19 protein-coding genes and 1 tRNA gene are annotated in these 21,287 nt (G+C 41.5%); 12 read left to right on the top strand and 8 right to left on the bottom strand.

All coding sequences use genetic code 11. The annotated features are described in order from the left end of the window. Positions 1-259: 259 nt before the first annotated feature. Complete coding sequence (gene murD / locus ACQKCP_RS11830) at positions 260-1,684, bottom strand: UDP-N-acetylmuramoyl-L-alanine--D-glutamate ligase (protein ID WP_427612452.1); 1,425 nt, start codon at positions 1,682-1,684, stop codon at positions 260-262. Between the two features lie 709 nt (positions 1,685-2,393). On the opposite strand from murD, the gene ACQKCP_RS11825 reads away from it, so the two are divergent. The 4 genes from ACQKCP_RS11825 (at position 2,394) to ACQKCP_RS11810 (ending at position 7,110) form a co-directional block, all read left to right on the top strand. Further along, positions 2,394-3,893 carry a SulP family inorganic anion transporter gene (locus ACQKCP_RS11825; RefSeq protein WP_057762027.1) on the top strand — a complete coding sequence of 500 codons (1,500 nt, stop codon included), beginning with the start codon at positions 2,394-2,396 and terminating at the stop codon, positions 3,891-3,893. 174 nt (positions 3,894-4,067) lie between these two features. Beyond that, entirely contained in the window at positions 4,068-4,922 is an 855-nt protein-coding gene (locus ACQKCP_RS11820; RefSeq protein ID WP_057762029.1) for a universal stress protein, read from the top strand. Positions 4,923-5,401: 479 nt separating this feature from the next. Further along, positions 5,402-5,740, top strand: coding sequence for a P-II family nitrogen regulator (locus tag ACQKCP_RS11815; protein ID WP_010197981.1), 339 nt, complete (start codon positions 5,402-5,404; stop codon positions 5,738-5,740). 107 nt (positions 5,741-5,847) lie between these two features. Next, positions 5,848-7,110 carry an ammonium transporter gene (locus ACQKCP_RS11810; protein WP_427612451.1) on the top strand — a complete coding sequence of 421 codons (1,263 nt, stop codon included), beginning with the start codon at positions 5,848-5,850 and terminating at the stop codon, positions 7,108-7,110. A gap of 199 nt (positions 7,111-7,309) precedes the next feature. On the opposite strand, the gene ACQKCP_RS11805 is transcribed toward ACQKCP_RS11810, so the two are convergent. From ACQKCP_RS11805 to ACQKCP_RS11795, 3 genes are all read right to left on the bottom strand, one after another. Beyond that, entirely contained in the window at positions 7,310-7,693 is a 384-nt protein-coding gene (locus ACQKCP_RS11805; protein ID WP_427612450.1) for a DUF2147 domain-containing protein, read from the bottom strand. Positions 7,694-7,954: 261 nt separating this feature from the next. After that, a complete protein-coding gene (locus ACQKCP_RS11800) occupies positions 7,955-8,218 on the bottom strand; it encodes a hypothetical protein (RefSeq protein WP_427612449.1) in 264 nt (87 codons plus the stop codon). A gap of 71 nt (positions 8,219-8,289) precedes the next feature. Beyond that, a complete protein-coding gene (locus ACQKCP_RS11795; RefSeq protein WP_427612448.1) occupies positions 8,290-9,138 on the bottom strand; it encodes a DNA/RNA non-specific endonuclease in 849 nt (282 codons plus the stop codon). A gap of 174 nt (positions 9,139-9,312) precedes the next feature. Between ACQKCP_RS11795 and ACQKCP_RS11790 the strand changes: the two genes are divergently transcribed. Both ACQKCP_RS11790 and ACQKCP_RS11785 read left to right on the top strand, forming a co-directional pair. Next, positions 9,313-9,403: transfer RNA gene (locus ACQKCP_RS11790), tRNA-Ser, on the top strand. A 283-nt stretch (positions 9,404-9,686) separates the two neighbouring features. Continuing rightward, the gene (locus tag ACQKCP_RS11785) at positions 9,687-11,054 is read left to right on the top strand and encodes a tyrosine-type recombinase/integrase (protein ID WP_427612447.1); all 1,368 of its coding nucleotides are present in this window, start codon (positions 9,687-9,689) and stop codon (positions 11,052-11,054) included. Positions 11,055-11,061: 7 nt separating this feature from the next. Here ACQKCP_RS11785 and ACQKCP_RS11780 read toward each other — a convergent pair whose 3' ends face one another. Next, entirely contained in the window at positions 11,062-12,318 is a 1,257-nt protein-coding gene (locus tag ACQKCP_RS11780) for a hypothetical protein (protein ID WP_427612446.1), read from the bottom strand. A gap of 691 nt (positions 12,319-13,009) precedes the next feature. Here ACQKCP_RS11780 and ACQKCP_RS11775 point away from each other — a divergent pair. From ACQKCP_RS11775 to ACQKCP_RS11750, 6 genes are all read left to right on the top strand, one after another. Next, positions 13,010-13,924: a YagK/YfjJ domain-containing protein gene (locus ACQKCP_RS11775; RefSeq protein ID WP_427612445.1), complete on the top strand. Its 915-nt coding sequence runs from the start codon at positions 13,010-13,012 to the stop codon at positions 13,922-13,924. A 133-nt stretch (positions 13,925-14,057) separates the two neighbouring features. Then, on the top strand, positions 14,058-14,348 hold the full coding sequence (locus ACQKCP_RS11770) for a hypothetical protein (protein WP_427612444.1): 291 nt from the start codon (positions 14,058-14,060) through the stop codon (positions 14,346-14,348). Positions 14,349-14,397: 49 nt separating this feature from the next. After that, positions 14,398-15,390, top strand: a complete 993-nt coding sequence (locus tag ACQKCP_RS11765) for a DUF932 domain-containing protein (protein WP_427612443.1) — start codon at positions 14,398-14,400, stop codon at positions 15,388-15,390. 109 nt (positions 15,391-15,499) lie between these two features. Beyond that, positions 15,500-16,603 (top strand): YqaJ viral recombinase family protein, encoded by a 1,104-nt coding sequence (locus ACQKCP_RS11760; protein WP_427612442.1) that lies wholly within the window; start codon positions 15,500-15,502, stop codon positions 16,601-16,603. A gap of 140 nt (positions 16,604-16,743) precedes the next feature. Further along, a complete protein-coding gene (locus ACQKCP_RS11755) occupies positions 16,744-17,655 on the top strand; it encodes a hydrolase or metal-binding protein (protein ID WP_427612441.1) in 912 nt (303 codons plus the stop codon). A 168-nt stretch (positions 17,656-17,823) separates the two neighbouring features. After that, positions 17,824-18,084, top strand: coding sequence for a helix-turn-helix transcriptional regulator (locus ACQKCP_RS11750; RefSeq protein ID WP_427612440.1), 261 nt, complete (start codon positions 17,824-17,826; stop codon positions 18,082-18,084). Positions 18,085-18,171: 87 nt separating this feature from the next. On the opposite strand, the gene ACQKCP_RS11745 is transcribed toward ACQKCP_RS11750, so the two are convergent. From ACQKCP_RS11745 to ACQKCP_RS11735, 3 genes are all read right to left on the bottom strand, one after another. Beyond that, positions 18,172-19,818, bottom strand: coding sequence for an RNA-binding domain-containing protein (locus ACQKCP_RS11745; protein WP_427612439.1), 1,647 nt, complete (start codon positions 19,816-19,818; stop codon positions 18,172-18,174). A gap of 205 nt (positions 19,819-20,023) precedes the next feature. Continuing rightward, positions 20,024-20,197: a hypothetical protein gene (locus tag ACQKCP_RS11740; protein ID WP_427612438.1), complete on the bottom strand. Its 174-nt coding sequence runs from the start codon at positions 20,195-20,197 to the stop codon at positions 20,024-20,026. 153 nt (positions 20,198-20,350) lie between these two features. After that, on the bottom strand, positions 20,351-21,175 hold the full coding sequence (locus tag ACQKCP_RS11735; protein ID WP_427612437.1) for a M48 family metallopeptidase: 825 nt from the start codon (positions 21,173-21,175) through the stop codon (positions 20,351-20,353). Positions 21,176-21,287: the final 112 nt, after the last annotated feature.

Genomic DNA, 21,287 nt, shown 5'->3' with positions numbered 1-21,287 from the left:
CGAAAAAACACGGCGTCTATGAAACGCCACCGTTTAAAAAATCATAAAATAAATCGTACTAAATAGATTGTGATAGAAAACCTGTAACCATCGGCAAACGCCTTAGCTAGCACCTATTTCAGTAATCAAGATTATATGCTTGACAGTAGCAGCAATCTATAAGCAAAACAATCATTTATCCAGAAAATACTGGCTGTTGCTAGAGAGTAGACGTCTGCTATGCCAACCTATATAGCTGCTTAATATATTCGACTACCTATCAAGCTTCTGATTGAGCGGTGTCTAATTGATTAACCAGTTGGCTAAAGTGCTCACCGCGAGCCGCATAACCACTATATTGGTCAAAGCTGGCACAGGCAGGTGACAACAATACAGCCTGTACTTGCGATAAACTACTGGTAGTGACTTGTTGAATAGTCGCAAATGCATTCTCTAGTGTCTGACACTGATGTAGTGCGACATCATCACTCAATTTCGCAGCTCTTAGATGTTGTTCAATCTGCTGACCATCTTCACCAATGAACAAGACTTGGCTCACGTATCGATTGATAAAAGGCGTTAATTCACCAAACTGTTGCCCTTTACCTTGCCCGCCTAAGATCAATAATAGCTTACCGTCTTTTGGCGCATAGACTGCACCTAAGCCTTCGATAGCGGCCATGGTCGAACCAATATTGGTGCCTTTAGAATCATTGAAATAATCAATACCAGCAGCGTTGGCCACATATTGGCAGCGGTGTTCAAGACCTGTGAACTGCTGCAAAGTGGTTAGCATACTCTCTAGCGGTAATCCTGCCAGTTCACCAAGTGCTAGAGCCGCTTGCGCATTCAGTAGATTATGACGACCTTTAATCAACAGTTTGTCTGCCGACAGTAATCGTTCTGTACCACGAGCAAGATAAGTTTGGCCTTCTGTGTCGGTAATCAGACCATACTGACCTTTATCAGGGGCATGAATACCCGTACTAATTCTCGGTAGGTTGTCTGCGACCAATGGACGAGTAAGTGCATCTTCGCGGTTAATCATTACCGACTTGGCACCTTGGAAGATACGGTGTTTGGCTTGATGGTAGCCAAGCATATCTCCATGACGATCTAAATGATCAGGCGACATATTGAGCACAGTCGCTACTTTTGCGCCCAAGTTAGTGACGGTTTCTAATTGAAAGCTAGACAGCTCAAGCACCGCAAGTTCCATATCAGAATTATCTAGCAATGTTAAAGCTGGTACACCGATATTGCCACCGACACCCACGTTAACGCCAGCATCTGCCGCCATTTGACCAACTAACGTAGTGACTGTACTTTTAGCGTTAGAGCCTGTAATCGCTACGATGGGTGCAGTACACGCTTCACAGAACAGTTGAATATCACTAACTACAGGAATATTGGCTTGGCGAGCAGCAGCCACAGCGGCAGTTTCAAGAGAAATACCTGGGCTAATAATAATACGTGCGGCTTGTTGCAATAAATCGGCATCTATCTCACCAAACTGACGAATATCTATCTCGGCTGGCAACTGATCGGCCAATTTAGGGGTAACTTGAGCATCAGTGACTGCGACTTGATAGCCTTGCTTGGCCAGATAATGCGCGACTGACAATCCAGACTGCCCCAAACCCACCACGACTTGTAGACCACTACCCTTATGAAGTAAGGCTTCTGTTGCTGTATTAGTGGTCATATCTATTCCTTCTATATAAACGAGAAAAGTTGTATCAAATAAACCTGCTGTATAGCGACTCTAATCTGCGCTGCTAAGATATGCAGCATCTTAACGCCATCGTTCAGATCTCGGTACTGATTTTTTATGAGTTTATGCTATTATTCGCCTGTTTTTATATTAAGTGGCTAATGCTATAATAGTCAGCTTGATTAATATTTATCAGTATTTTGCTGAGCACATTGCTCAAGCATTTTAGTTTAGCATGTTGTCAGATTTATCGCGCGATTGTCACGCCTCTTTATCAACGATTCTTGTTGTAATAAGGGCGTATCAGACAATTTTGATAATTTGACGAGTGATATATCACCTTCTACTACAGCAAGTGATTGCTGACTCTATATATTATTGTAGGTACATCTATCTAGTCGCCTATTTTAAGCAATCTTTTAAAAAATATTTTTAGGTAATTTACTGCCCTTATCATCGTATTGATTATTGATGAGCGTATTTTTGATACCAAAAAAATCAGTAGATACCTTAGTTATTAGTTAGATATCTTGGTTATTAGTTAGATACCTCGGTTATTAGTTTCTCACAATCCAACACAGCAACATGACCTAGTGCATGTTGAAGTAAAAGAAAAATGAATAGCTATTATTAGCGACGCGATCATTTTATAAATGAGTAATGATTACTTTTTTTGCCTCTAACCCTATGTAGTTTACTTATGACATCTTTTATTGATAACTTGCGTGACGAGTGGTTTTCCAATGTTCGCGGTGACGTTTTATCGGGTTTGGTTGTAGCCCTAGCCCTTATTCCAGAAGCCATTGCCTTTTCTATTATCGCTGGTGTCGATCCAAAGGTTGGCTTATACGCCTCATTTTGTATCGCGGTAGTGATCAGTTTTGTCGGTGGTCGTCCGGGTATGATTTCGGCGGCGACTGGCGCTATGGCACTGGTCATGGTCGACTTGGTTGCTGACCATGGACTGCAATATTTGCTTGCCGCAACTTTGCTTTGCGGTGCCATTCAGGTCGTGATGGGCATTCTAAAACTTGGTAATCTGATGCGCTTTGTTTCTCGCTCAGTGGTTATCGGTTTCGTTAACGCCCTAGCAATATTGATTTTTGCTGCGCAATTACCAGAATTGAACCCAATGACTGAGCGTGTTGGCATGACTGTTTATATCATGACGGCAGCTGGTTTGGCGATTATTTATCTGTTTCCACTTATCCCTAAAATCGGTCGCATCGTTCCTTCACCGCTTATTTGTATCGTAGGTTTGACTGCTGTTGCAATGTATATGAATCTTGACATTCGCAACGTTGGTAGCATGGGTGATTTGCCAGATTCATTGCCAGTATTCTTGTTGCCTGATATTCCATTAAACCTAAATACCTTGCTGATTATTGCACCGTATTCTATCGCGCTTGCCATCGTCGGTCTTTTAGAGTCTATGATGACAGCAACGATCGTCGATGAACTGACCGATACACCAAGTGATAAAAACAAAGAATGTCGTGGTCAAGGTATGGCTAACGTCGTATCAGGTTTCTTTGGTGGTATGGCAGGCTGTGCGATGATTGGTCAGTCAATGATCAACGTCAAATCGGGTGGGCGTACGCGTCTATCTACCTTGATGGCCGGCGTCGTCCTTCTGATTATGGTCGTGTTCTTAAGTGAGTGGGTCAGTCAAATTCCAATGGCAGCCCTAGTTGCAGTGATGATTATGGTATCGATTGGTACGTTTAACTGGCAATCTATTCGCGAGTTTAAGACGCATCCAATGTCATTTAATATCGTTATGCTAGCGACTGTATTGACTACCGTCTTTACTCACAACTTAGCTTACGGTGTCGGCGTAGGTGTTTTACTGTCTGCTTTAGCATTTGCTAATAAAATTGGTCAGTTCCTAACCATCTTTAGTGAATATGATGACAGCAGCAATACCCGTTACTATTATGTTCAAGGGCAGGTATTCTTTGCCTCTACCACCCAGTTTTTGCATAGTTTCGATACCAAAGAAGCTGTAGATAGTATTCAGATTGATGTAAGCCAAGCGCATTTTTGGGATGTCAGCGCTGTTGATACCTTGGACAAGCTAGTGATGCGCTTGCAACGTGAAGGTATTGATGTCAAAGTGGTAGGACTCAACAATGCGAGTCGAACACTGATTGATCGCTTCTCTGTTCATGACCGCCGAGACATTGGCTTGTTAGACTAAGCGAAACTGCTAAGCGAATCTACGCGGTTGCCATGTGGCTATATTCTTAGTCTATGGCTAATGTATCGGATATTAATAGACAGTTATATTGGTAAAAGGGTTGGATGTATTTTTCATACGCCAACCCTAAACTGAAATAGCAGATTTTTATTACTAAAATGATGTGGTCGTTTTATGAGTAATTTAAAACCAGATAGTGTGATTGCTTGCTTGGACTGTCCTGATCATGTTCAAGCGGTACTAGAGGCCAGTATGTGGGCTTCTATTCGCCTGCGCGCGCCTGTTGGCTTATTGCACTCAATGCCAAGCTTGCAGCAAAAAGCCGCTATTAATTACTCTGGTTGCCTCAATATTGATGACGAAAATGCGTTACTCGAACAGTTCACATCTAAAGAACATCTGAGCAACTGTGAGCTAAAAGCACAGGGCCGATTGCTATTATCTCAAGCAACCTCGTATTGTGAGCAGCAACGCCATAAGCTAAAGACATATACATTGCATCGTCATGAGAACCTCAATCAGAGCATTGATTACGTCGATGACAAAGCACAAATGATCGTTATAGGTCATCATGTCACCTGCAAATCAACACTGAGCCAACTCATTCGAGTCAGTCACTGCCCCATTTTGGTGACACATGCACCATTTTTGCCCCCTACTACCGCTTTATTCGCGTTTGATAACAGTCCAACGTGCCATAAACTACTAAATTGGCTGTGTAAAACGCCACTGGTGCGTGCACTAACGGTTCATATTGTGATGGTTGGCAAGGAAACTTCTGATAACTGTGATGCTTTGCGTGAAGCCTACGCCAAACTCAAACAGGCGGGTATCAAATCCAAAAAGACATTGCTTGACTGCCGTGATGTTGCAGCAGCTTTGAACTACTATCAAAATCAGCATGATATCGGTTTACTTATGACTGGGGCTTTTGGCCAATCTCGTCTACGCGAATTACTACAAGGTAGCGATACAAAAAAGCTATTGGTCAGCACAAAAACCCCTTATCTATTATTTCCTAAAGCCTAACGACGTATATATAAACACGTCCAAGCCCTTTATCTACCTAGGCGCAGGGGTCTGACTACTATGTTAGGCTCTGCCGCTTATCTCTATTTTCTCTCTACCTTCCCGCCATTCATCTTTGATACGCATACATGAAACGGCCAAGCTAACGACCAAACTCAAGTTAGCAAATCGTCACATGAAATAAAGGGATAGCCTCCCCAAGCACTCAAAAAGTTGGTTATAATAAAGTTTTCGTTAGCCAAACGCTAAAGATTGATTCACCTTTATTATGCTTGTAGCGATGGCTCTAATCGTTGCATCGTAGCCCATACTCTATGTTACTACTGTCATTACTTTTTAATGAATAACGCCAATTCTACCTCCCCCCTTGAGTAGGTTGGCACGGTTCTTGAATAACTTACAGTAAGCAAGGCAGAGATATGATGATGCACCATAGTACTTCTATCAATCTGCGGCATCACACAAATAAGGAATTTTTTATGAAGCTAATCACTGCGATCTTAAAACCGTTTAAGCTCGACGACGTGCGTGAAGCGCTTTCTGACATCGGTGTTAAAGGTGTCACTGTCACTGAAGTCAAAGGTTTCGGTCGTCAAAAAGGTCATACAGAGCTCTATCGCGGCGCAGAATACGTGGTGGACTTTTTACCTAAAGTAAAAGTCGAAGTCGCTGTGATCGACGAGATGGTTGAGCCTGCTATCGAGGCAATCACTCGTATCGCTAGCACTGGTAAGATTGGTGATGGTAAGATTTTTGTCACTGCACTTGAGCAAGTTATCCGCATCCGTACGGGTGAAACGGGACCTGACGCTATCTAAATTTGAAGACCTACCTACGGGCATAAACTTATAGGTACAGACTCTTACAGCATTTTTATCTATCGGTAATGCCGATATCTATATTATAAATTCAAGGGGGAATTTAAATGGAAAGTCAAATCTTTGAGCTCCAATATGCGCTCGATACGTTTTACTTTTTGATATGTGGTGCGTTGGTCATGTGGATGGCAGCAGGCTTCACTATGTTAGAGGCCGGACTGGTCCGATCAAAAAATACAGTCGAAATCTTAACCAAAAACGTCGCACTATTTGCAACGGCTAGTATCATGTATATGGTATGCGGCTATGCGATTATGTATGGTGGCGATCTATTCTTAAGCGGAATTGCAGGCGGTGATACGTTAGTAGAAGACGCCCTAGCAGCCTCTGCTGAAAACGGCTTCGGTGGCGACTCTGTCTACTCTGCCGCATCAGACTTTTTCTTCCAAGTGGTCTTTGTAGCAACCTGTATGTCAATCGTATCAGGTGCTGTTGCTGAGCGCATGAAGCTATGGTCATTCTTATTGTTCGCTGTGGTCATGACTGGGGTTATCTACCCATTAGAAGGTAGTTGGACATGGGGCGGCAACGATGTCTTTGGTCTATTTAACCTAGGCGACATGGGCTTCTCTGACTTTGCAGGCTCTGGTATTGTGCATATGGCAGGTGCTGCAGCAGCTCTAGCAGGTGTACTACTATTAGGCTCACGTAAAGGTAAATATGGCCCTAACGGTGAGATACGTGCTATTCCTGGTGCTAACCTACCATTAGCGGCACTCGGTACACTAATCTTGTGGATGGGTTGGTTCGGTTTCAACGGTGGTTCAGTGCTTAAATTAGGCGACATCGCTAGTGCTAATGCTGTTGCAATGGTATTCTTGAACACTAATGCTGCTGCTGCTGGTGGTGCTGTCGGTGCCTTGATCTTAGCTCGCATCATCTTTGGTAAAGCGGATCTAACCATGCTCCTAAACGGTGCACTAGCTGGTCTAGTAGCCATTACTGCTGAGCCTTCAACGCCTTCTGCATTACAAGCTACTATCTTTGGTGTTATCGCCGGTATCATTGTAGTGCTATCTATCTTAGCCTTAGACAAAATCAAGATTGATGATCCAGTTGGTGCAATCTCAGTTCATGGTGTTGTTGGTCTATTTGGTCTGCTAATTGTACCTATCACTAACCCAGCATCTACCTTTATCGGTCAGATTGTGGGTGCTGCAACCATCTTTGCTTGGGTATTCGTTGCCAGCCTAGTGGTTTGGTCTATCATCAAGCTAGTTATCGGTCTACGTATCTCTGAAGAAGACGAGTACGAAGGTGCTGATATTGCAGAATGTGGTATGGAAGCTTACCCAGAATTTATAAGATAAGCTCCTTTTAAGTAAGCTAAAGATTGCTGTCAAATGCGCTGATACTACCCACTGTAGTATCGGCGCTTATAATTTTAGTGTTTAAAGATCTCCCCTATTGAAGATATGAAATATAAGTTCAAATCTAAAACGTAAAAATCCCGCGAGGCCTTTCGGTAACGCGGGATTTTATATATTAAACTAAGACTAACTTTCTAGTTTATTTCTTTTTCCACTCTTGGCTACGAGAGAATGGCCCGATATAGCCTTTTAGCTTTAATGTGTTGCCGCTTAAGCTTGCAGTCATGCGATAGTCTTTACCTTTTGCTGGATCAGTAATCGTACCACCACTATATTTACCACCACCGTCAGCTTTTAGACCTCTAATAATGGTCGTACCAACGTGCTTTTTGCCTTTCGCAGTATTGGCAGCAACAAGAGTACCGGTCAGAACACCATTTGACTCAGTGATTTTTACCGTACCTTTTGGTTCACCATCATCATATGTCTGCCAAGTAGTGTTGGCTAATGGGTCAGCGGCGAATGCCATGCTAGCAATACCAATACCAGCAACTGCTAAAGTGGTCTTTGTAAATAATTTCATAGATTGACTCCCTTCATACAATGATTACTCGAAACGTTATGTTTCTGTTGTCCTATGCTTATCCTTTGCTAGAACCTTTCATTACGAGCTTTACGGTTTCGACCTTTTTAAATGATAGTTACCATGACAACTTATAAGCTTTTGGTTAAAGATTCGAGCGACACAAGCGATGTCTTAACTCATTATAAGCAATTTTTAGGTTTTGCCTAGTAATTTTTTTACAGTTTCTTATTTCTGTAAAAATAAAACCATATCAAAGACTTATAGGAAAGGATTGTCAATATCTTTATCTAATTGGTCATCCTTTTCCTTTGACTTAGCATCGTTCTTACTATATAGATTTTCATCTGCAAATGCTTGTACGATTTTCCCCGACAGCTCATGTAGCTGTTGGGCTTGCTCGTATCCTAACTCGTCAAAAGTGAGATCAATATCACCATATATAATAATCTTGTCTTTTTGATTTTCAATGACAAGATCACCAATCTGCATGCTTTGATGGTCGTTGGCGAATGGCTCAATCATTTAATTATCCTTATTGTCAGTAACATTTTATATTTTTCGAAATGTGGCTATTTTAGGGGCTTACTGCCAAATTAAGCCTGCAACTGTGCAATTAACCACTCTAAAATAGCCCAGACAAACAGCATCCACTCAGGCTCCTCCACTGGTGCCTCAGGTGTATCTGAGCTCTCACCTGCCTTCAATGGTAAATCAAACGCTTGAGATTTGGACTGACTATCTAGCATAGGTAATACATCGATGCCAATCTCAGTGTTCAGCTCATCGATACTAATCACATCGATGCGTTCTGACTCATCATTTGGAGCGTAATACACGCCTGCTTGATTGGTTGCTGGGATATATACCGCTTTGAAGAAATGGCTAGGCACAAGGACACGGTTAGCGAGCTGCTTGGTTTTTTTATCAGTAAATGCCACACCTGTGATGGTATACACCTCACCGTATTGCTGCGTTAAATACCGAGTAGCAGATTCAATATTACGCCAAATATAGCGATTATTACGTGGTGACTGCGGGGCAATATTGGCTAAACTAAAACTATCGTACTGCTGGCTGCGATTGGCCATATTGGCATTGGGTGCCAAATGTCCTCGATCATAGCCAGAGCCTGAATAATCAGATAATGAGGCTCGTGCTGACTTTGGTAGCTTACTTTCTTCATGAAAGCTATCTTCACGATCGATCTGTTTAGCTTGTTGCAGACGTGTGCGATCGAGATATTCTGCTGACCATAGCGGTGTACGCGATACCCCTGAGTACATCACCGCAAAGCCATCCATGCATAGTGCTTGTGTGTCTTTTTTTAGCTTGGTATTGGTAAATTCAGGATAAACACCCCCATAAAAAGACTGGCTACATTGGGTCAAATCATCAGCGTGCGCTTGGGTAATACCCGTCGCGACAAGCAATACTGCCATCATCGCACTATTCTTACATCCGTACTTAAGCCTACTAAAACTTATCATTCAACTTTCAACCATTTATACTTGCCGTTACATACTTGCTATCCTAGCAGGCGCTTGCCAATAAAGAAAGATAGCGCGCAAGTCGTGACATTTTAAATGGTATCCGCTATACTTAGGCGTTCAAAAAACGGTGAAGTGGGTGAGTGGCTGAAACCGCACGCCTGGAAAGTGTGTATACGTTCATAGCGTATCGAGGGTTCGAATCCCTCCTTCACCGCCAATCTTGTGAAATCTTAGTTTTCCCACCTTGCCCCAATTCCACACATATACCAAGAAAACCCTTTATAAATAACGCGTCTAGCGTTTTTTTTATGCCTGCTATTTTCCCAGTTCTACCCAATGCGACCCACCTATCACGTTGCTTGTGTTGGTCTATTCTTTGGTCTATTATTCATATACATCGTAATTAGACCAACATTCGATCTAGATTTATACGACTTAGACCAACATAATTGCCTTAACGCTTTAAATGTATAGCTCGTAGGTACAAGGAATAGACCAACATGAAGTTGACTGATACCAAAATTCGTAAGCTTAAGCCCACTGATAAATGCACCCCTTCTTGTCCAGACAAATATAGTGATCAACAAGGTTTGCAGTTACTGGTACGTAGTTCAGGTACTAAAACTTGGATAAATGCATATCGCTTTAATGGTCAGCAGAAAAATATAACCCTTGGTACTTATCCTCTTATGTCTCTTTCTGAGGCAAGACAAGCGAATACTGATATCAAAATGCTATTAGCTAAAGGCATAGATCCAAAAGTTAAAAAGCGTCAAGATAAACTGGCTAATATCCACGCGCAGAAATTCAATGACTACGCATTAGATTGGCTAGCTGAACGCAAGCGTAACGTAAAGTCACTTACCTATAAGCAAGACTACAACCGCATGCATAAAGATGTGTTACCAAACTTTGAAGGTATTGCTTTAAAAAATGTAAGCTTTGAAGATTGCCGATCGATGGCAGATGAGATTGAGAAGCGAGTAAACAATAGAGGGGAACCACCACGTGAGGTCACCAGACGCACCATTGATTTGGTTGCTAATGTTTTAAAACGTGCCAAACGTGAACGTATCATTGAGCAAAACCCAATCGACGATCTAAAAGCACTTTACCCTAAAGCCAAAAGTCAGCACATGAAGCATGTAGATATTAATGAGCTACCTGCCCTACTACAAGCTATCGAAGGTTATCATGGTCACGACCAAACTAGATTGGGTATGAAATTCTTAGCCTATTCATTTTGTCGCACCATTGAGCTACGTATGATGAAATGGTCACACATTGATTTTGCTAACCGTTTATGGCGTGTTGATATCGACAATCTTAAAATTGCGCGTAAGCATGTCGTACCACTATCAGATCAAATGCTCGCAGTGCTAGAAGAGATGAAAGCCATCACAGGGCAATATGAATATGTTTTCTATCACACGGGCATGCATCAGCCGTATAGCGAAGAATTCATCAATAACGCGCTAGATATACTAGGGTATGCTGGTAAACAGACAGGACATGGCTTTCGACACATCGCTTCAACCAATCTGAACGAACTTGGCTACATGGGCGATGCGATCGAAAAGCAAATGGCCCATGATAAGAAAAGTAGCATTCGCGCGGTTTATAACCACGCGCAACACTTAGAAGAGCGCCGTAAGATTATGCAAGTTTGGGCAGACTTTTTAGACCTGCTTAGGGACACAGGCAAAGTCGTTGACTTTCAGACAGCACGGCAGCAGATTGAAAAGTCGCTAAATGAGCATAAAAAAGCATCACTGTCAGATATGGACAGCGAAGCTCTGATACAAGCGTTAATAGATAAAGGTTTAAGCACTGAAGAGATACAATTATCATTATCTAATAAAAATTAAGCCTTAATCAGCAAGGTGGCTTCTCAAAGACGTTGTTTCTACGAGGCTTAACATTTACATTATGGTGATTTTTTTTCTTATCTATAGGAGATGTAATTTCTATTGCTGGCTTAGTTGAATTTGAGTCAGGTAGCACCTCCTCTGTTGACGATATGTTCATATACTTTTCGTCGGCTTTATATTCTTCATAGTGCTCAAAAACTTGCTTCTCACTTTGGTCGTTTGGGGACAACATTTTCTTATGAACGTCTTCAATGTATTTATTTATCAGTTTATTTGCTGTCATCTTATTTTTCTTTGTGAGCTCGTCTAACTTAGCCTGATTTTTCTTATATATTTTTATAATGCCATCGCTCATTTTACTCTTAGAATCATATTGCTTTTGCCCATCCCATGCCTTCTTAATACTAAATAAAACATAGCTTCGTGGAGAATAACCCTTATTCTTTTCAGTTCCAATATCGTCACTTTCAATATTAGAAAGCCTATCTAAACTTGCTAATATAAGCTCATATTTTTCCTCAATGGTCTCAGGGAAAAACACACCTTCGAGAATAATGTGTTTATTCTTTTCAAGATAATCATACGCCCACTCGATCTGTTCATGGTTAGAAACATCAAGCCATCTTAATTCCTTATGCTGAGTGCGCCCTTTTAGGTACGTGGATTTAAATGATAATAAGTATGAAACTCGCCAATCCCCACCTCTTGATATTTTTTCCGAATAGTCTAGGCCAGTATTTACATTGCTATTAAAACTAATAATGTCATAGCGTAATAAATTAGTTATACCATCTATAAGTTCATATCTGCCTTTGTAAGCTTCAGCACTCAATGAATGACCAACTAGACTTGTCAAGAAAAGCGAGCAACGTAAATCATTTTGAAACCATTCAAGATATTTTTCAGGTACTTGATTTTGAGCTTTACATTGAATTAAAAAGTTGTATCTTTCAACAGGCATCTGCCAATTCTTAAGATGACTAATCAGTAAGTTCTTATAGTCATCATCATCATACTCTAAATTTTCCCAACTATTGCCTAATAAATTATTCTCTATAAATAGTAGTGATCTTGCGTCATGAGCGCTCAATCTATTCAGGCTTTTGTAAAATTCTTCAATTTTTCTCCTACCAGATTTTATCTCTTTGATGTAGTCATCTGTCATTAATTTCAAGAGTTGCGATTGACTGTACATCATTGATGCTTGATCAAATGGATAGTTCTGGTTGTCGGGAAGCATAGTTAATTGTCCATCCATCATGTCATTTCCTCATAAAATATTATAGAAAAAGCATAGTATAAAACCTAGTTTTTATTAGGTTTTATACTATGCTTTTTCTAGTTTATTTCTAGCAATAAATCCATGGAAACCTTAAAACTAGGTAATATTATTCATCTATAGCTAATATATAGTACCTTACGATTAGAGTCTATATTTTACTGTCTATTAAATAATGGGATGGTTAGCTACAGCGATGAATGTTGCCAGTCTATACTAAATTAGCGTAGATGAATCTAAGTAATTACTAAGTTAGAATTTACTAGATATAAGAACTAACAGCTTTAATCGAAAGTGCTAGTTCAATAGCGAAAACATGCTTATCAAGCCTAGTTATAAATCAGAATAAATAGCTTTAAAAATTTGTGGTCTCTACCTGTGTTAAAATATTACAGCGGAAAATTGTTCAGTATAATTTGTCGCTTTGTTTAGCTAACTCCATCCCAAGAAACCACCTGTAGCACACAGCAATTTGAAATTACTTAGCGTGCGATTCTTCAACGTTAGCTGAAATACAGCTGCTTTCCGGCAGCTGATCCTTAATGGGTTATGTATATTATTAATACTCCAGTAGTCATTTATTCTATTGCTGAGAGCTCATCTCTCAGCGACTAACATTATAAAAATACGGACTGATCCCACCCTATGAAACTAACTTCATAGGAGTACCATAATGTCTTACTCACACCTAAACCAACCGCTAGTTGCTGCAAACGTCCATAGTCTGGTTACAGATATACTAGCGAACACCATCTGTTTTAACGAGATTATAAATCAACTGAACGAATTGTATTATCCGTTCATGACACACTTAAATACTGAGCTATTCTATTCACAGCCGGTTGTCGCATTTGTTCATAGCACCAACGCTATCGTTGGTGATTCATATCCCGTTAATGTCATTTGGGATCATGATAAAACACAACATTTTATCAACATGCTGTCATGCTATAGAAATGACATTGAGCGTGAACGCATCACGTTCAGCTATCAGGAGTCGCAAAATAGAAACAATTTAGCGAATTACGTAGGTAATCTGACCACTCATTACTCAAAACTGCTATTTATCCGCATCGACCTAAAGTACGCACAGCAGACCAGTCATCATGTATCTATCGAAGACTTTGACTTTCACATGAGCAAGTTCCGTGAGCTTATCGGTAATAAAAAGACGTGCTTTGAGCATTTGCAAGGCAATGCTTGGGCTTTAGAACAAGGCGGTATCGAGGGCGGGTTGCACTGTCATTTACTACTTATATATGATGGCTCAGAGCGACAGAACGATTGGTACTTGGCTAAAGAGGTGGGCGAAAAATGGAAGGAGGTAACCGCTGGTCTAGGCGAATACTATAGCTATCACGATAAAGAACGTAAGCAGCAGTATAGGCAACATGGCAAACTAGGTATCGGCATGATTCATCGTGATAACCCTCAGGAAGTCGAAAACGCTATAGCTTCAGCTTTATACCTAACGAAGCCAAGCAAGAGTGAGCAGCAACTTAAACTTTGGTTACCAAACATGCGTACCTTTGGTCATGGTATTTATCGTACAAAAAAACGTAGAGGCCTACCGCCCATATCAAAATAATCTCGGATATATAGTATTCCTATGAGAGCAGTCAGATAGCTATGCTTTTCTGACCGTTTAAACCCCATCCACCCTAACTAAAGGTCTGCTTAATCGCAGGCCTTTTTTTATGCGCTTAATTTAAGGAGCTTATATGCAAACGATCTGTCCTTACTGTCATTCATCAAGGGTGACGAGCAATACGGATACTGACAGTCCCTTTAATATCTTTGAGCAACTGTGCTCACAATCTGCTCTATCAGGTCTTGGTGCGAGTATCTGTAGGTATTACAAAATCAATTCAGCAATCGGTGTGGTCGTAGGTACAGCCCTTGCCTCTGCAATCAGCTTAGCTAAAGACAAGCTACAACAGCCACCCTTACTCGTTTTGACAGCAAAGCCCACTTATACCTGCAATACCTGCTCAAGAACCTTCACCATCTAAAGCACACATATAGCTAATACTCATAATTAAATCTAAAAGGAATATTCATATGGCACACTTAATCGAAACAATGGCATACGTTGGCGAAACCCCTTGGCATGGCTTAGGTAACGAGCTTGCGCCTAAGCAGCCTATCGATGTTTGGGCTAAGCAAGCCGGTATGGACTGGCGTATTGAGTCCTCAGACGTCAGTTACATGGCTAATGATAACAAAGGGCATAATTTGATCTTGCCCTTTGCTGAGCAGAAGGTTTTATACCGTAGTGATAACTTCGAGCCGCTATCGGTGGTCAGCCAACGCTATCAAGAAGTACAGCCGCGTGAGATTTTAGAATTCTATCGTGATCTTACGGAACAGTCTGACTTTGAGCTGGAAACCGCAGGTATCTTAAAGGGCGGTCGTAAGATGTGGGCGTTGGCTCGTACAGGCCAGTCAGCAACACTTAAAGGTAAAGATGTCAGTAATGGCTACTTGCTTCTTGCCACCGCTTGTGATGGCACGCTAGCGACCACGGCACAGTTTACATCGATCCGTGTGGTCTGTAATAACACGCTTGCTATTAGCTTAGCTAACCGAAGCGGAGGCGTAGTGAAAGTACCGCATAGCACTACCTTTGATGCCAAAAAGGTCAAGCAGCAACTAGGCGTGTCGGTGAAGCAGTGGGAAGAGCACAGCTACGAGATGAAGCAGTTATCTGAGCGCCGAGTTACTCAGGTAGAGGCCGCCAATTATTTAAGCCGTGTCTTCAATGATCAGGACAATGACCTCATTTTATTTAACAGCACTAAGAAAGAGAAAGACGCCGTGCCCAATGCCAAGGCGATGAATCAAGTGATGAACATGTTTAATGGTCAAGGTCGCGGTGCAGATCTTGATTCAGCGCGTGACACGGCTTACGGTCTGCTATGCAGCATCACTGAATACGTCGATCACGAACGCAGGGCAATGTCGAGAGACCATCGATTAGACGGTGCTTGGTTTGGCTCTGGCGCTAAGCTTAAACAAAAGGGTTTAGAGGAATCCTTACTGATGCTGGCTTAACCAGCCACGTTTAAAATCTGACAATACAATCAACCACGCCTTCGAGCGTGGTTTTTTATGTCGCTTACTTCATTGAATCCCAATAGTCAATTTATCTAAGGAATTTGCCATGAACATGATCGCATTAAACAGTTCTACTCAGCCAAGACAGGCCAAACGTGCCACCGTGAAGTTTAAATCATCAGTAGTGAAAACGAAGCAAAGCGATACTGCTGACAAACCTACCCAACTGAACACATCAACCACTGCTAAGCGCTTGGTCAACACTAAAGACTTAAGCCGTGAAGACTGGCTACAGTTTCGTAAGCAAGGCATTGGCAGCTCTGATGCCGCAGCCGCCTGTGGTATTCATCCGTATTTATCAATGCTTGAGCTATGGATGATTAAGACTGGTCGTATGACCTCAAACATCGATGAGAGCATCGAGGGTTATTCACCTTTGTACTGGGGCAATACGCTTGAGCCGATGGTGGCTAAGTATTATCAAGAGCATACAGGAAACAAAGTACGCCGCGTCAATGCCATCTTGCAGCATCCTGATTCTGACAAAGCTTTTATACTCGCTAACCTAGACTATGCCATTACAGGTAATGATGAGGTGCAGATACTAGAGTGTAAAACTGCTGGTGAACATGGGGCTAAATTATGGAAGCATGGCGTGCCGTTGTATGTGACGTGCCAAGTTCAGCATCAACTGGCAATCACAGGTAAACAAGCTGCTCATATCTGCGTGCTGCTATGTGGACACGAAGCCAAGATTTACAAGGTTGAGCGTGATGAGCGCTTGATTGAGTCCATCATCGAGCATGAGCGTCTTTTCTGGCAATATGTAGAAACCGATACGCCACCAACCCCTGATCATAGTGAATCCGCAGCTCGGGCCTTAAAGCAGCTTTATCCCGCACCTAAGCCGTCAAGCAAGGTTGATCTGAGAGATGACGATGGTGCCAATAAGTTATTTGAGCAGTTGCTTAGCTACCGTGACTATATGCAAGAGCTAGAAGAGCGTCATAATCAGGTAAAGCATCAGCTGCAAACGCTGATTGCTGATAATGAAGTGGCTGTGTTTGATAAAGGCGCGATCTCATGGAAGCGCACGAAAGACAGTGTCGGTCTAGATAACAAAGCCGTTATCAAAGTGCATCCTGAGCTATTAGCCAAGTTCAGTAAAACCAAGCAAGGTAGCAGACGCTTCGTTGTGCTTAATGACTGAGCTGAAGATCATTCAATTATCAATGCAGCAATCAAACAGTCAAAGCTAATGAATCAAAGCAAGCGCATAACTGCTCACCTAGCACAGGTGAGCTTTTTTATGGTCAAACATAATTTATTAAACACATAAGGAACACCATCATGATTAAAGGTCTAACGATAACCCCGCCAGTTCTAGGTCGTATCAGCATTGGACGTGTCATTCAAAAGGATGGCAAGCGTTTACCTGCCAAAGACGATCAATTCACCATTACCAGTCAAGTTCAGAACAAGGATGGCTGGATCAATCACCCACTTGATGCAAAGCTACGCGAAAAGAATGACGGCAAGCTGAGACAAATACCCGTACGTATGCTGTTTAATGATCCTGAGCTAAACCTACGTGCTGAGTACACGCTGTTTGATAGACAAACCGGTCGTCCACTATGTGTCGGTGATGGTGAACAGTGTCAGCGCAGAACCAATAATGGTGTCGAGCAATTACCGTGTCCATCCCCTGATCGCTGTCCACTAGCGCAAGGCGGGGCTTGTAAGCCGTATGGCAGACTGTACGTGAACTTGTCTGAGGACGATGAGCTGGGTACGTTTATCTTTCGCACTACGGGCTTTAACAGCATTCGTACCTTGGCAGCACGCTTAAGCTACTTTGCAGCAGTATCAGGTAATACGCTGTCGTGTCTACCACTGCAACTCACGCTACGTGGCAAAAGCACCACGCAAAGCTATCGCACACCGATTTACTTTGTGGATTTAACGCTGCGTGATGATGTGACACTCAAACAAGCGGTACAAGATGCACAATCGATTGATAAGGAGCTGATCGAACATGGCTTTGATCAAACGGCATTAGAGGCAGCAGCCAAACAAGGTTATGTGAATTCATGCTTTGAGGTTGATAACGATGGTCTACTCGATGTGGCTGAAGAGTTTTATCCCGTAGAGGCATGTGAGGCTAATAGTAATCATCAAGGAAGATCACAAAATGGTATGGCTCCCTACAATGTCGGTAATATTGAAAGAAGTCTAAGGGAGAGTGTGACAACGGTGAGCTAACGCTATCGGGCTATAGATGCAGAATAAGGAGGAGCTGAATGATCAGCTCCTTTTTTTATTGCTTCAACTAAGGCTTGTCATGGGACTACATGGGATGCCGTAAAAAAATATGGGACTTCGTAACTGTATGAGAAGAAAAATTCTCATTAACTTACAAAGGAGATAATCATGCAATTATTAAATGCGAACACACAACAAAACGCATCAACAGCTAGCACTTTACAGATACCTCGCATGCTACCGCTCAAGCAGGTAATGCATTATACAGCGCTTAGCAGTACTACAATCTATGAGATGCTCAGTGAAAAATCTGATCGTTACGACCCAACATTTCCTGTTCAGGTAAAGCTATCAAGGGGACGTGTAGCATGGGTTGAGAGTGAGGTGGCTGATTGGATTGAGAGTAAGATGGCTGATCGGATCCACTAAGCAGGAATGTAAAAACAAGCCGTATAGTGCGGCTTGTTCGTCTAAGTTCGTCTAAGTTCGTCTAAGTTCGTCTAAGTTCGTCTAAGTTTAGACCAATTTCCAAACCTTATCTTCAAAATAGATGAGGTTTTTCCTCTTCATTTTTTGAAGTAGGTTTTTTATTTTATGAAATTTCTGCTCATCCGTTAGAATATCAGGAAGCTTGTTAGATAAAAATTTATTGAAATCCGAACGCTGGGCTTGTTCAAATTGTTTCAGGAACTCTAAAATAGCAGTTTCATAATAGTCGTCGTTTAAACCACGCATTTGCATATACTCAGCTTGCTGCTCAGTATGCTTGGCAACATCAGCGGCGATCATGTAATTATTTTTACGACCTTCTATCAATGATTTTTTACGTAACGTTTCTGCTTCGTTTTCAGTGATTGCTTGCCCTTTTTGTACTTTATCTAGTGCAATAATGTCGTGTAATGCAAGGTTATCAACTTGCGCTAATTGCTTAGCGTACTCCTGATCAAGCACTTTACCAGTGAACTTCACTCGCACTATATTGTCTGATAGGTCATAATCTGGTAAGGGGAAAAAACGCTTGTACTGAATCTGATACATTTTTTTGATGCCACTACCAATGGTGTCCATCATATTTAAACTGACCATGGCATTAACCAAAAATGGATTACGATAGCTCGCTTCAGGCGCATCTTGTAGCAAGACGTTCTCGATGGTCTTAGGCATAAACTCACCACTGTTTTGAAAAATCAGTGTTGAGTCTTCTTTTTCAACTATAGTAATACGTCCGCCCAGACGATAGTCTTGATGACCAATAGCATTACTTAATGCTTCACGGATGATATAGGGATCATACTGCTGCACCTCTTCAGGAAACAGCGTACCAGCAGGCATGTAGCGGTAATTGAGATTGCGAATTTTGTTATATACCTCGTCTAAGGCTAACAAAAACGGTGGTTCAAAATGTTGATAGTCTTTTTCAATACCATCAACGCCCTTTAGAATCCAAGTAATATGCGCTTGCGCTGGGCTTAAGAAATACGTGGATTCATAACGTCCTAATAAAATAATGGCTGTGTTGGTGATCTGACCACGAATGGTAATTTTAGCTTTATTCAAAAAGGTAATGTCATCCCATTCTTGAATATCTTCAACCAAACGTTTGTTTTTATCAGCAAAGACTTGTCTAGCAACAGCAATGGCTTTAGGATCAAGGTCGTCAAGCGTTGCCTCATGGCAAATCTCGGCACTCCAGTCATCCGCTCGATTTTGCCACAGCTTACGGCTTTGATCAGGATAATGCTTAAGTGGTTTTGTGAAGCTACCAATACGAATATAAGGCTCATGTAAAAAGCTAATGGGCATATCTGTGGCTGCTGGAATTTCGAACAGCACCACCGCTTTACCATCAATCTGCAACTCATGAATTGTAAAATGAATTTTAGGACTTAAACGGCTAACCAGCCAATGCTCTAAGTCTTCGTTGCCTTTGGCTTTTTTTGTCCTTGGGCTAAAGCTTGTACCAACGATATTATGCGTGCCATCCTCTACGCCAAACACTAAATAGCCAAATTTCTTGCCAGATAAACAAGCACCATTGGCAAGCGCAGATATACGCTTACCAATCTCATCAGAGCTATGAAAGTTATGCTTAAACTCAAGCCACTCTTGTTCGGTAGGCTGTTGAGTTAGGCTTAGGATAAGGCTTTGATAGTGATCGGGCATAGTAAGATACTATATCTAGTTAAAGAGAGTGTGTATTGCGTCTATTTGAGCGGTATGATCTACTTATTTAGTTTAAACTAATTTGTCCATTTTCCAAATAGTCATTTATAAAACTGAATATAAAAAGTCTCGCACATAGCTGGAATGACCCATACAAAAAGACCTCACTTGTAAGTGAGGTTTTAAACAACTACCCGCAAGATCATTATTTTTTTGTGTTACCAATACTGAATGTACCAAGTGGCCTACCATTTGGAAAGTCTTGATCAGTCAAACCTTGCTTACCCATTTCTTGAATTTCATCATTTTCTTTTTGTTGATCAGCATCATTTAATTCTTCAGCATCATCGTCATGCTCGTCACCATATGGGTTACCCATCGTACTTTCCTTACATTCATTAAGTAAGAAAATAGTATCGAACGATTAATTCATTCTTTCAAGTAAATTTTCAATATTTTGTCTGGGAATGTAGATCATTATGTACTTCAATACTTTTCCAAAATAGAACATTAAATTCTCTAGCTCCAAACTTCACTCATTCAAATACAACTCAGCCATACCATCAAGTCTAGCCTTCACCTCTTTCCAGTTTGGCATTACTTGTGTTAATAAGCGCCAAAAGTGCTCGCTATGATTATGCTCAGCGATATGGCAGAGCTCATGTAGTATCACGTAATCAATGCACTCCTTTGAGGCTTTTGCTAAATGCGGATTGAGTATTAAATTGCCTTTAGTTGAGCAACTTCCCCACTGCTTTTTCATGGTCATTAATTTTATTGAAGGACTATTTTTCACCCATGAAGCCTTATATATCAAGGCTTCAAGCCTCTCTCTAGAGATCGATCTAAATTTATTTCTATACCATTCATCAATAAGACGTTTAACTAAGACAGCTCGTTCTTCAGCGTCCAACTCAGAATCGCTTTGAGACAATTCCACATTCAATTTACCGCGACTGAGCTTCACCGTGCTGTTTATCCCATCAGCAGTTTCTGCATCGGTTATCACTTTTAACACGTAACGGCGGCCTAGATAAAACTGGGTTTCACCGCTAACATAACGTTTGGGCAATACATGATCTTGTTGCTTGGCAAAGTCCTGTAGGCTTTGCCATATCCAGCGAGCACGCTTCATCATCGCGTTATGTATTACTTCTTCGCTGGCATCGATAGGTGCGGTGGCAACCACACGCTGATCAGGATGTACTTTAATGACTACTTTTCGAGGCTTAGCCTTTTTAGCAATCAGCTTGTCGCTTTCAGGCTTATTTATCTTTTCTTTATAAGTTGCTTCTTTACGCACGACTTCATAATCAATCTTATCTTGACCATAATAAAACACACCATTCTCAGTCATTACCTACTACCCTCTTGCTGCTCTTAGGCTACTTATCTCTTGAAAGTCCAAGACGGGTAGTCTTTAGCACTTCCTCGATGAGCTGTTGCGCTTTATCGATACCCAAATCCGT

The sequence above is a fragment of the Psychrobacter sp. NPDC078631 genome, from assembly GCF_050268165.1.
Taxonomy (GTDB): Bacteria; Pseudomonadota; Gammaproteobacteria; order Pseudomonadales; family Moraxellaceae; genus Psychrobacter.
Note: the sequence above shows the minus strand (reverse complement) of the source record. Positions and strands in the feature narration are given on the sequence as shown.